Source organism: Providencia sp. wls1943, from assembly GCF_009706275.1.
GTDB lineage: Bacteria > Pseudomonadota > Gammaproteobacteria > Enterobacterales > Enterobacteriaceae > Providencia > Providencia zhijiangensis.
This window is the reverse complement of record NZ_WLTU01000026.1, coordinates 13,286-26,171: the sequence shown is the minus strand read 5'-3', so window position 1 is coordinate 26,171 and position 12,886 is coordinate 13,286. Positions and strand designations below refer to the sequence as shown.

Sequence of the window (12,886 nt, the reverse complement as noted above, 5' to 3'; positions counted from 1 at the left end):
TAGCCAAACAATAAACCAGAGTATATTTTAGTAAATGGCTGTCATAGAACGAACTTAGCCATTTTCATCCCAAAAGACAAGTTTTCACAGGCGTAATAAGCGTGATCATTATTCGATATTTGGTTCGGGAAACCCTGAAAAGCCAGCTGGCGATACTTTTTGTCCTGCTGCTTATCTTTTTTAGTCAAAAGTCCATCGACATCTTAGGTGCCGCTGTTCAGGGGAATATTCCTTCAAATTTAGTTCTTCCATTATTAGGATTAGGTGTGCCGGAGATGGCGCAACTTATCTTACCTTTAAGCCTATTTCTTGGGCTATTGATGACTTACAGCAAATTGTACACAGAAAGCGAAATTACTGTGATGCATGCCTGCGGTCTGGGTAAAAGTGTGCTTGTAAAAGCGGCGCTGGTACTTGCTGCATTAACCGCCTTAGTCGCTGTTGCCAATATTACTTGGATGTTGCCTTGGTCATCTCAGTATCAAGAGCAAGTGTTGGCGGATGCAAAAGCCAACCCCGGTTTAGCGGCGATGGTGGAAGGGCAGTTTAAAACCACCAAAGATGGCAACTTTGTGTTGTACATCGGCGAAGTCAAAGGCAATGATTTTAAAAATGTTTTCTTAGCTCAGCTGCGTACTGCCAATGAGCAGCGTCCTTCCGTTGTGGTTGCGGATAGCGGTTATATGAAAGAAGACGAATATGGCCGCCAGATGGTGGTGCTAGACCAAGGTACTCGCTACGAAGGCACGGCAATGCTGCGAGATTTCCGCATCACTGACTTCGTGAATTACCAAGCCGTTGTTGACCATAAAGCCACGGATGTCAGTACGGATAAAGTGGAACAAAAAACCATGATGCAGCTGTGGAATGAAAGTAATCCTGAGGTCAATGCTGAATTCCACTGGCGTCTAACCATTGTATTCTCTGTGGTCGTGATGGCGTTGATGGTAGTGCCGCTGAGTGAAGTGAACCCTCGTCAAGGGCGCGTGCTCAGCATGATCCCAGCCATGCTGCTGTACCTGATTTTCTTCTTATTACAAAGTACATTACGTAATAGCGCGGATAAGGGGGATATCGATCCTAAATATGCAATGTGGGCGGTTAACTTCGGTTACTTGTTGTTAGCAGTAATACTGAATTTATGGGATACCGTACCAATGCGCAAAATGCGTGCTAAGTTGACCAGAGGGGTTGCCTGATGTTTGGTGTTTTAGATAGGTATATCGGCCGAACCATCCTCAATTCGATTTTGATGACGCTGTTTTTGTTGGTTTCCCTTTCAGGGATTATCAAATTTGTCGAGCAGCTTCGCAAAGTGGGTGACGGTGATTATACGGCGATGAGCGCAGGGGTTTTCACCTTATTAACCGTTCCCAAAGATATCGATATTTTCTTCCCAATGGCGGCATTATTGGGTGCATTGCTGGGATTAGGCGCGTTAGCTTCCCGCAGTGAACTGGTGGTAATGCAAGCGTCGGGCTTTACCCGTTTGCAAATTGCGATGTCGGTGATGAAAACAGCGATTCCATTGGTTATCGTGACGATGATCATGGGAGAGTGGATTGCACCTGCGGGCGAGCAGTGGGCGCGTAACTACCGTGCAGAAAAAATTGTTGGTAGCTCTTTGGTGGTGACGGATTCAGGTATGTGGGCGAAAGATGCTCATGACTTTATCTATATACAACGTATTAAAGATGCGAGCACCATCCAAGATGTTTCTATTTATCGCTTCGATGATCATCGCAAATTAGAGTCAGTGATGTTTGCCGCTCGCGGAACTTATGATGCAGATAAAAAACTGTGGGTGTTATCTCAAGTTCAAGAATCTATCTTGGGTAGCCAGCAAAAAATTACCGGTTCACAGCGTTTAACCTATGATTGGAAAACCAATTTAACCCCAGAGAAATTAGGCATTGTTTCCCTGAATGCGGATTCACTTTCAATTCGTGGCCTGTATCAGTACATCACCTATTTGAAAGAGAGCGGGCAAGTCGCTTCGGTTTATCAGCTGAGTATGTGGCAAAAAATCCTAGCGCCACTTTCTGCGGCAGTCATGATGTTGATGGCGGTTTCCTTTATCTTCGGACCTCTGCGTACGGTGCCGATGGGCGTGCGTGTGATTTCAGGGATTGTGGGCGGCTTCTTGTTCTACATCTTAAACCAAGGCTTTGGTAACTGGAGTTTGGTCTATTCCATTCCGCCAGTGCTCGCGGCTGCGCTGCCGAGTGTCTTGTTCTTGGGTGTGAGTATCTTCTTGTTAGTTAAACGAAAATAGTCCATTCCCTTTAAATTGAAAAAAGGCTGTAGAATCGAATGATTTTACAGCCTTTTTTATTGTCGACGGCAAGTCTTCATATCAAGACCATACTCACTTTATGCTGAGGATAAAATTACCGAAATTACTCAGCATCGATTGAATTTTTCCTTGTGGCTTAAATAATACTTGCTGGATCCTTTTTTGTTCCGTCTGAGAGGTATATTCACCGATAATGCCTATCACGTTTTTTCCACTTTTGTTGGCAATCTGTTGTGCATAAGAGAACGAACCGCCATTTGCACTGTATGATTTTCTAATCCTGTAAGCATTTTTCCAGGTCGCTTGAATGTATGATTGCTTTGCTTCATTCCTGGTATCTGCTAATAGTTTTTTATACTCAGCGGTTGCTTCAATGTTCGGATCATCCGCTTTCTCATTAACCAGCCTTGAAAGATCTATTTCGACATAGTCTGGTTTTTTAGGTTGTGGAAAGGCTTTTTGATGATTAAATACATTTCTGAGTTGCTGTACTAATTCAGAAACAGTGTTCGTTCCTGATTTTACGGAGCTGGGGCGTAATATGTTATGAGCGGAAAGCGGGATAATTTTCATCTTAGTTCCTTCGCTAATTATGAGTAAGAAGGCCTAAGAGTAGCGAAAGGTCATACTAAAATATTGCATAAAAAGCAACCGCCTATCAAAAATAGCGACGAGTAACAAACTGCCTGAAGGGCTCAGGCAGTTGTCACGATAAATGTCAGTAGGCGCACAAATCCGCGTTTTAGGGTAGGGGTATAACTCGCCAGTGCATTAATCGCGTCGGCGGTACCCTTTCAATTTTTCCCATACGCATGGTTAGACGATAATGAAGCAACCATATCATTCACACCGGCGGTTAACTTACTGAACTTACTACCATCTTTACGTGTCATCACCACGAATACCGCAATATTTTGCTGTGGGATCATCGCCATATAGGTATTAAATCCACCGCCGCCGCCAGTTTTCTGGTAGATCCCCGGGATACCGTTTTTAGGCTTCATATAAACCCAGCCAAGACCTAGACCATCAGCATAACCTGCCACGTCCATCCCTTTGGCATCTAACAGCTTTTCACGCGGGAAGAAAATACCCTGCTCGCGGGCTGCAGTCGCTTTACGTAGGTTATTATCCGTGGATAAAAATTGCTGCATCCATTTTTGCATATCTGCCGGCGTGGAATACACACCGCCGCTTCCTGCTGCCGCAAGGGTATTATGGCAAGGGCTTGGTTTGGTGCCTTCCATCAATCGGGCGCACTGACCTTTGCTTGGGGTATAGGTGGTATCCGTCATTTTTGCCGGAGATGTCACGTATTTGCTGAACAATTGCGGGTATGACTGCCCTGTCGCTTTGACCATCGCATCGGCGAGTAAATCATAGGCGAGGTTGGAATAAGCCGCTTCAGTGCCCGGCGTAAAATCGAGCTTACCGGTTTTCAGCCATGTCCAACGGTTCTCTTGGGTTGGCCAGATAAAGACAGGGCGACCCCATTTTCCACCCGGCTGTTCGCGAGGTAAGCCACTGGTATGGCTCGCTAAATGATACAGTCGGATAGGTTGCCCGCTATTGTTATCAGGCACGGTAACACCGTTGTAACTGTATTGCTGTAGCGGGTCGGTGATCGCTAGTTTTTTATCTTGCTCCAGCTTAATTAAGATTTCGCTGGTCATTAATTTGCTAACAGAAGCGATACGGATCAGGGAGTTAGGGCCCGGTTTTTGTCTGCTACCCGGCGCAGTTTCCCCATAATAGCGGGATAAGGTTTGGTTATTATCAATAACAATAATCGCCATGCCACGGGCATCGCTTTCGTTATAAATGCGGTTCGCATACATATCGACAATTTTGGTGACTCGTTCGTAAGTTCGTCTATCACCTTCGAATATTTGCCACTCGGAGTTACCTGCAAGCATGCCATTTGGTGAGCTTTGCGAGTTTTTTTCTGTCGTTGAGGAACAGGCCATCAATGCCGCAGAGAGTGCGGATACCGACAAAATTTTAAGAAACGTTTTCTTCATGTTTGAAGCCAGCCGATATGATTGTTTATAAAAGGCTTTTCAGCCAATATTTATTTTTTCTTTGAGAAAATTTTCATGACGACACCAATTAAGATGCCAATAACCAGACCAGTGGCTATCCATCCAACAAAGCCCATAAAATATGCCTTTATAATTTTACATAAGAGTGCGGATAAACTAACAAAAATTATGCTTTGTCGCCAGTCACCCAAGGGTTAAGACAATGAAAATGCTTTTAGGAAAATTAGCATAGATATTCAAATGTTGTTGAACATAACAGGGGATATTGCGCTTTTTATGGAAAGATTTTTTCAGGTGCTTTTTTTTTAATCGAACAATCTGATTGTTCAAGATAAATGTTGCCAGTCGGCATCAGGCAAGTATAATGGCACCGTTTTCCAAGAAACACATCACTTCGTGCCGGAGTGGCGGAATTGGTAGACGCAGTTGATTCAAAATCAACCGCCTTCGGGTGTGCCGGTTCGAGTCCGGCCTTCGGCACCATAAGAACATCAAGAGACGTCAACCGACGTCTTTTTTTGTATCTAAAATCCAGTGTTTGCAAGGCTTTTCCCGCGTTTTCAGTCAATGCATATCAACTTAACTCAACCCACATCAACCTCCGAGTGAGTATACATCTGAGTATATACACCGCTTCGATAATGAATGTATACTCATTTTATCTCAAATTACTGATGTTAGAGCAATGCAGGCGCAGCCTGTGGCGTAGGCACATAGTTGGTTATTCAGCTCGAAATCATCGACAGTAATCTGAGATATCTCGTTTATATACTCACTCTGGGGTGAAGAGGACAAAGAATATGGCATTAACCGATACGAAAGTTCGAGCAGCTAAACCAGACGAGAAAGCTTATACACTGACAGACAGTGATGGCTTGTTTCTTTATATTCACCCCAATGGTTCTAAATATTGGCGCTTTCGTTTTCGCTTTGGCGGCAAACAACATTTGATGGCTTTTGGTGTATACCCTGAAATTTCTTTAGCGGATGCAAGAGAAAGAAGGGATGCCGCTAGAAAGCAAGTTGCTTTAGGCATCGATCCTCGCGAGCTCAAGAAAGAATTAAAGGAAGAACAGAAAAAGGAATTTAACACCTTTGAGAAGGTAGCTCGCGATTGGCATGCGACCAATAAGAAGTGGTCAGAAGGGCATAGTCATCGAGTCCTCAAAAGCCTTGAGGACAATATCTTTGCTGCTATTGGTAAACGCAATATTGCTGAACTGAAAACTCGTGATCTACTCGAACCGATTAAAGCAGTGGAGATGTCTGGACGTCTTGAGGTTGCGGCACGTTTGCAACAACGTGTAACCGCCATAATGCGTTATGCAGTCCAAAGTGGTTTAATCGACTATAATCCAGCGCAAGATATGTCTGGTGCAGTTGCCACTGGTAAACGAGTTCATAGAGCTGCATTAGAGCTTAAACGCCTACCAGAGTTCTTAAAACGCATTGATGATTATAAAGGAAGGCCTTTAACTAAACTTGCAGTAAAACTCACCTTATTAGTCTTTATTCGTTCCAGTGAACTGCGTTTTGCCCGTTGGGATGAAATCGATTTTGAAAATGCCATGTGGACGATCCCTGCTGAACGCGAAGCGATAGAAGGGGTTAAACACTCACATCGTGGATCAAAAATGCGCACGCCCCATTTAGTACCTTTAAGCCGACAAGCCATTGAGATATTGAAACAGATCTATCAATTCAGTGGTAACCACGAACTGATCTTTATCGGTGATCATAATCCAAGAAAACCAATGAGTGAAAACACGGTTAACAATGCATTACGTGTAATGGGCTATGACACTAAGACGGAAGTCTGTGGACATGGTTTTAGAACGATGGCATGTAGCTCGTTGATTGAGTCAGGACTGTGGTCGAAGGATGCGGTAGAACGACAAATGAGCCACCAAGAGCGTAACTCAGTCAGGGCTGCTTATATTCATAAAGCGGAACATATTGAGGAACGGCGATTGATGGTGCAATGGTGGGCAGATTATCTGGATGCGAATAGGGAGAAAGAAATTTCGCCTTTTAGTTTTGCTAAGTTTGGCAATGATCCATTAAAGATAATTTAAATTAGATCATCAATTGTTGTGATATAAAGGAAAGCTGTAAGGGGATGGAGCCCTTTACACGATGGGTACAATTTTGTATGAGAAGGGATATAACTCTACATGGATTGAGCTGGGTATATAGATAAGTATTAGATCCGTTACACGTATAATCACGCTCAGTATTTGGATAAAAATATATTTTAAAGTCTACTTATAAAGCTATTAATACTAATTTAATGCTTCTATTACTCATTTACTTTATACAGGGATTGACTGAAAAATATGTAGGTGTTAATAAAGAAATACGTTGAAATTGGTAAGAGCCGAGACTATGGCATTTCTTGAAGAAGCTAATTGTATTGATGATTTACTGAACGGTGTGCATAAGGCTATTATGTCTGGTGGCATCGAAAACTCACCAACAAAAGGTAAGAATCTTGAAATATTAGGAGCATGCTTAATTCTGACTGACCCTACAAAGCGTGTTAGTCGAACGGAATCTAGAAGTAAAATAATCAGTTGTTTAGGGGAGTTTTTGTGGTATTTAACAGGAAGTAATGATCTTTCATTTATCCATCACTATATACCTAAATATATTGATTACGCAGAAGAAGATGGAAAGGTTCATGGAGGATATGGATCTCGTCTTTTTAATATGCATAATATGTATAATCAGATAGAAAATATAATATCATTATTAAAAAATAAAAAAACGAGTAGAAGAGCTTTAATACAATTATTCGATTCTTCAGATTTGGTTTCTAAGGATAATAATGGATTAAGTGAATATAAAGATATTCCATGCACTGTATCTCTTCAGTTTTTAATTAGAGAAAATAAATTACATTTATTTTCTAATATGCGTTCTAATGATGCATTTATGGGACTAACTCATGATATATTCGCTTTTACAATGATACAAGAGTTTGTTGCTAGAATTTTACAATGTGAGTTAGGTAATTATTATCACTTTGTATCTAGTATGCATTTGTATGAGAAGGATTTTGAAAAAATAAATAATTTGCAAAAAGAAGGTTTTATGAGTACACGGTCTATAATGGATGTAATGCCAGCAATAGATACTCTTGATTATAGGTTTAAGTTATTAAACATAGAAAAAGAATTAAGGGATAATAAGCTTTATGATCTTGATAGTGTCGAATTAAATGATTACTGGAAAGATTTAATGCGAATCATAAAAATTCATTTTCTTTTAAAAGAGAATAATCCATTATATTCAAATGAGGCTAAAGTTGAGCTAGGCAAGCTTGTGAATAGTTCATATGAAATTTTTTTTGAAGGAAAATAAAAAATGAGAAGGCATAATCTAGCACATAATTTAGTATTATCACTAAAAAATTTTAATAGAAGTGAATATTCTCTTAATGGACTTTCTTCAGATGAGCATTATATGACACTTGCTATGCAATTAGTTGATAGTATTCGTCGTATAGAATTTGTAAAAGTTATTTCAAACAGTAGTAAGCCAGTAAGTCCTTATCGTACCGAGCCAAACTCTGACCTATTTGATCCTATACGAGCAGCTAGATTACATTATGAATCAGGTAACTATGATGAAGCATGTTGGTTAATTTTTCTTGCTACCCATTTTGGTAAGAATATTAAAACAAAGTGGAAACTTTGTAGTGATATATATAGTGGATTAGGTACAGATATATGGACTTGGGATAAGATAACAGAGAATTTTGGAGCTTTTGAAATGTGGTACGAAAATAATTCTTTAGAATTAATAAGAGGAAGTACGCAAAGGCAATATGGTAATCATCGAAAGTATGAAACTTTAAAATATAATTCTAGACGCTCAATTCCTAAAGTATTTCAATCTTACATTAACTTTATAGGACAAACGAGAAGTCATGAAGCAAGATTTGATGAAGCAAAAATGATTGCTCAGACTCCAGAATTACTTTTTGAAGTATTATATTCAAATATGAGAAGTGTTATTTCCTTCGGAAGAACGGCTAAGTTCGATTATTTAACAATGTTAAAAAAGACGAACTTATTAGACGTCGAGCCTAATCATCTTTTTTTACGTAACTCCACAGGGCCAATAAAAGGGTGTCGGCTTTTATTCAGTAACAATATAGGTAGTGGCGATTCAATTGAGGTATTAAACAAAAAGTTATCTTCACTTGCAACAATATTGCCAATTAATTATCTAAGAATGCAGGTATTAGAAGATGCACTTTGTAATTGGCAAAAATCCCCCGATAGTTATAGATATTTCGGAGGATAAAGACTATAGGATATCATCCTTTTCATACCTCACCTTAAGCCTATTAAGGTGAGAATATGGAATGTTTCCTATATGTTGTAGATGACCTAGAATAATTCCTTTTGACACTCCCACCAGTCTAGAAATTCGTACAATCTCCTTCCAGTTTCTAGCGCTAAAGTATTTGATTTTCTCCTGAAAAGGTTCTGGTATTAGAGTATTAGTTGCAAATAGATCAGCTTCTTTTTCTTCTTGTTCATCTAAGGACAATTTTGTTTCTCCTTCTAATCGGATACTTATAGCATCATGAAGGATAAGGTGGCCAATCTCATGGAATAAAGTGAACCAAAAATGGTCATCTGTTAGATACCGGAAACTCACAATTAGAGTTGCCTTATGGGGTTCAAAAAAGCAAGTTGCGCCACTTGCACGACATCCTGAAGGAGTTGGAAGAGCAACTAAAGTAACACCCGCTGTAGCCAGGAGAGTACGAATGCGTGGTATAAATATTTTTATATCAGATTCATTTGTAATTTTACGCAGCTCAGGTATTAGACTTTTTAGTTTATCTTTATTCCAAGTGCTGCATTGATGATTTGAACTGATTTCTTTTGCTTTAGTTATCCAGACCAAATCAGACATTGGCATAGTTTTTAGACTGACGGACTTTCTGAATGCAACTAAAGGAGATAATTCTATGTTAAAATCGTTTACCGAATTTATACCAAAAAAGTTTAGGCAGTTTTTCAGTTTTGATTCAAATGATGATGTTTTAGGAATCCAACCATACTTGATCATATCTCGTACAGGGAGGGTATTAAGCCATGCTTTATTGGTATTATCCAAATGTGTAATGTGTTTTCTATACCTGCTTTCACGTCTCAGCCAAAAATCGCTAGAAACATCAAATAGATCTTGTAGTCTATAAGCTAGATTTTCATCAAGTGAAATATCTCCACTCAGTAATTGCTGTCCTTTTTTTAGGGAAAGGCCAATTTTTTTACTGAATTCTTGATCTGTAATACCATGTTCATCCATCAGATCTATGATTGTATCGCCCGGAGGAGACACCCGGTCAGGGCTAAACCCAAGTTTACTAATCATTTTTCATCACCTATGAACATTAACTTAATTCGACTAACATTACTCCAGTCAACTGAACCATCTGCATTTTTGGGAGGGGTAGTATGCCCACAAGTGAAACCGATATCAGTGCTAGAGTCGAGGCATACTATAATATATTCTTCCCCATCCTGAAAGGATGATTTTGGGTTTCCAACAGGTAAACTTAGTATATTCTGTGTAGCATCAATATCAAAAATACGACGTAATAATTTTTTGGATAATTGAACTCCCAAGATTTCTTTTGCGTAGCTCTCACTTTCACAAATACTTCTTAAATGCTTGCTATGGAAGGAAATATGCAAAATTTATCACTTGTATAATTTTGATTAAAAATTGATTATTTAGTTTATAGCAAAAAATTCTTAACTATTGAAGTAATAATATACATGTTAAGTATAGACTGTCTAGAATTTTAATGCTAAACCTTAAGTATTATGATTTAACGAAAAAAGTTTATAATATGATGAAAGACAAACATTTAGGTACTAACGCGATTAAAGATGTCATAGCTGAAATGAATAGTCAGGATATCAAGTGGGGTGCAGATCGTGATCTTAGCCCGTTTATATGGGCATCTATTCTAGGTGAAGAGGTCGGTGAATTTAATCAAGCTATTCTACATGATTATTACGGAGGGAAGTTCGCAGGCACTTCCCGTGATGAACTAGTTCAAATTGCGGCTGTCGCATTACAAATTATAGAGTATTATGACAGACAAAAATTATAAGTAATAGTTAGTGTATTTATTTCTAATCTCCGTTTTTAAGTATGTAAAAATGGGAATTATATCGGAATATATTTCCTTAATCTTTATTCGATCCTGTAAAGTTATCACAATTGGAGTGGTATTTATTATCACCAGCGATAAACTTTCTCGTAATTTCATTTATAATTTGTTAATTTATCTCAGTTAAATAAAAGTTACTGTGTTGTTCTCATAATTTATCATTATGTCTGAACCAATAAGTTTCATTGTTGGTTACTAAGAACCTATCTCAATAGGGAGTTGACAAATAAATAACTTTAGAGAACTGATGTTTGCTGACGCAGTATCTATCGTCTTTAAACGTTAATGCCAGCTGCTTAAAATACTGTTTGTATCACCTATTGAGGTAGGCTCTTAATCATAAAGCCTCACAACTATTTTATATTTACAACCATTCAATAATGTTGATAATTTAATTTATGTAACATAGTAGCCTATAAATTTCGTTTTAATCTAATAATTTTCACTATTACATTAATATTTACCCTTCAACAAACCATATAAAAAAACAAAGGATTACGTACATGAAGCAACGTTGTTTATTCACAGAAGGAAGCATCAGCCTGCCTGAGGGCTACAAAGAACAAACTGTCAACATCTTGATTTCCCCCACTGGCAATGCGGTTAACATTTCTCGGGATAACAAACCCGCTGATGAAACCTTTGATGACTATGTTGCTCGCCAAAAGCAACTTTTGCAACGCTCCCAAAAAGATTGGCAACTCCTTGAAGAAAAGCCCTCTGTACTGGGACGCGACGGGATTCACGGCTACCTTATTAGTTCACGCTACCGCCCGAACAAAAAGCAGGCAAGTTGTCGTCTTTTTTACAATTTGGCAACGTTAATGGTTACGCTGCGCACTTTTCAGGGGGCAAGTACACTTCATCGATATAACTCCAGTCTCTTGTCTGCCGACTCCATCTGTCTGGATGGTTCAATTGAGCGCGACGATAGACTTGCATACGCTGTCGGAGAATTTCATTATCCTTGCCGCAGTGTCTCTGTTGAGGTGTCACATACTTTATGCCACTGTGTTTATGCTCATTGTTATACCAGTCAACAAAATTACCCACCCAACATCAAGCATCTTCAATTGAAGAGAACCCATCCATTGGCCATGAAGGACAGTACTTTATTGTTTTGAATAATGACTCTGAGTATGGGTTGTCACTGCTTACTCTAGGCTTGGAGTAAGAGCTTACTACCCCAAGGTCATGCATCTTTGCAAGCATAGTGTAACTTCTCATTGAGGCGCCATTGTCAGAGTGCAAAGTAATGTCGCCCTGCACACACTTTTCCCGCCATGCTGTTCTTTGGAGTAACTCTGTTGCATATTCGCCTAGCTCATGATCATACCCTTCCGCACCCACTACTTTTCTACTGAAGATATCCATTATAAAATAGAGGTAATAGTGCTTTCCTCTTGTTTTAGATGGCAGATAACTGATATCCCAGCACCATACTTGGTTCGGTTTGCAGGCTTTTTGAACCTTTGGTCGAGAAGATCTTGTGCCAGCTTTGATACGCGTCCGCTTGCCTAGCTGGTTGTTTGCTTTTAGTACCCGATAAAATGTGGACTCTGAGGCAATGTAAATGCCTTCGTCAGCCAACATTGGAACGATGATATTCGGCGGTAAATCTGCATACTTTGTTGTATTGCAGGTATCTAATATCTGCTGTTTTTCTGCTTCTGAGAGCTTATTATGAGGCTCATGTTGCCGAGGTTGTTGACGCATATCACCTGTGACTTCACCAGAGTTCTGAGTCCAACGCTGAAACGTGCGTATGGATAACCCAACAGTGGCACAAGCCTTTATCTTTGTTGCCCCTTTGCGCACAGCTTCATCAACAAGTGTAACTAATTTAAGCCGCTCTGGAATAGGGATCAGTCTTCCTCGCTGGTTTCCCTGAGGGCATTGAACTTTTCCCGCAAAACCAGTAGTGCAGCGGTTTCGTCGATGTTGCGCTCTGAGCCTTGATAGATAGTGCTCGACAAGCTTTAACGTCATCGACAAATACCTCTTTAGACCTACAGTATTCAGCTAACTCGCGCTCAGACATTGTTGCAGTTTCAATCACGATGAAAAATCTCTGCTCCGCTGAAAAATCAGCAGTAGCATTTTCTCACGGCGATTCTGTAGGCAATAGACCGCTTTCAACAAGTTCATTTCTCCACTTAGACCACGGAAGGACTCACATCTAATTCTTTAACAATTCTTCGGTGAGCCCCATTATACGGTAGTAACAACCAAGTTTGACCTTTCGTTTTCACATCAATTGGAACTGGATTAGCTAGCATAGTTATCTCCTTAAAAATCTAGATGACAACGATGCTAACACGGGGGTTACTCACCGATCTCCAGACT

Annotated in this window: 9 protein-coding genes, 1 tRNA gene and 2 pseudogenes; 8 read left to right on the top strand and 4 right to left on the bottom strand. The window is 39.7% G+C overall.

The annotated features are described in order from the left end of the window. Positions 1-101: 101 nt before the first annotated feature. Both lptF and lptG read left to right on the top strand, forming a co-directional pair. The gene (gene lptF / locus GKR48_RS15935) at positions 102-1,199 is read left to right on the top strand and encodes an LPS export ABC transporter permease LptF (protein WP_336431188.1); all 1,098 of its coding nucleotides are present in this window, start codon (positions 102-104) and stop codon (positions 1,197-1,199) included. Beyond that, complete coding sequence (gene lptG, locus GKR48_RS15930; RefSeq protein WP_154628791.1) at positions 1,199-2,275, top strand: LPS export ABC transporter permease LptG; 1,077 nt, start codon at positions 1,199-1,201, stop codon at positions 2,273-2,275. Before lptF ends, lptG begins: the two co-directional genes overlap by 1 nt. Before the next feature lie 93 nt (positions 2,276-2,368). Here lptG and GKR48_RS15925 read toward each other — a convergent pair whose 3' ends face one another. After that, positions 2,369-2,869 (bottom strand): hypothetical protein, encoded by a 501-nt coding sequence (locus GKR48_RS15925; RefSeq protein WP_154628790.1) that lies wholly within the window; start codon positions 2,867-2,869, stop codon positions 2,369-2,371. Positions 2,870-3,090: 221 nt separating this feature from the next. Further along, positions 3,091-4,317 (bottom strand): D-alanyl-D-alanine-carboxypeptidase/endopeptidase AmpH, encoded by a 1,227-nt coding sequence (gene ampH / locus GKR48_RS15920; protein ID WP_154628789.1) that lies wholly within the window; start codon positions 4,315-4,317, stop codon positions 3,091-3,093. Between the two features lie 419 nt (positions 4,318-4,736). On the opposite strand from ampH, the gene GKR48_RS15915 reads away from it, so the two are divergent. The 4 genes from GKR48_RS15915 (at position 4,737) to GKR48_RS15900 (ending at position 8,649) form a co-directional block, all read left to right on the top strand. Continuing rightward, positions 4,737-4,821 (top strand) — tRNA-Leu (locus GKR48_RS15915). 317 nt (positions 4,822-5,138) lie between these two features. Beyond that, positions 5,139-6,413: a tyrosine-type recombinase/integrase gene (locus GKR48_RS15910; protein WP_154628788.1), complete on the top strand. Its 1,275-nt coding sequence runs from the start codon at positions 5,139-5,141 to the stop codon at positions 6,411-6,413. Between the two features lie 310 nt (positions 6,414-6,723). Beyond that, positions 6,724-7,701, top strand: a complete 978-nt coding sequence (locus GKR48_RS15905) for a thymidylate synthase (RefSeq protein ID WP_140171802.1) — start codon at positions 6,724-6,726, stop codon at positions 7,699-7,701. A 3-nt stretch (positions 7,702-7,704) separates the two neighbouring features. Next, positions 7,705-8,649: an alpha-glutamyl/putrescinyl thymine pyrophosphorylase clade 3 protein gene (locus tag GKR48_RS15900; RefSeq protein ID WP_154628787.1), complete on the top strand. Its 945-nt coding sequence runs from the start codon at positions 7,705-7,707 to the stop codon at positions 8,647-8,649. A gap of 3 nt (positions 8,650-8,652) precedes the next feature. Here GKR48_RS15900 and GKR48_RS15895 read toward each other — a convergent pair whose 3' ends face one another. After that, the gene (locus GKR48_RS15895; protein WP_154628786.1) at positions 8,653-9,732 is read right to left on the bottom strand and encodes an ImmA/IrrE family metallo-endopeptidase; all 1,080 of its coding nucleotides are present in this window, start codon (positions 9,730-9,732) and stop codon (positions 8,653-8,655) included. 481 nt (positions 9,733-10,213) lie between these two features. Here GKR48_RS15895 and GKR48_RS15890 point away from each other — a divergent pair, with 481 nt between their 5' ends. Continuing rightward, positions 10,214-10,480: a MazG-like family protein gene (locus tag GKR48_RS15890; RefSeq protein ID WP_227528850.1), complete on the top strand. Its 267-nt coding sequence runs from the start codon at positions 10,214-10,216 to the stop codon at positions 10,478-10,480. Positions 10,481-11,043: 563 nt separating this feature from the next. Further along, positions 11,044-11,319 (top strand): annotated as a pseudogene (locus tag GKR48_RS18330) (DcrB-related protein); the annotation flags it as partial. Between the two features lie 49 nt (positions 11,320-11,368). Here the strand turns inward: GKR48_RS18330 and GKR48_RS15880 are convergent. After that, a pseudogene (locus GKR48_RS15880) lies at positions 11,369-12,768 on the bottom strand (IS3 family transposase). Between the last annotated feature and the right edge of the window lie 118 nt (positions 12,769-12,886).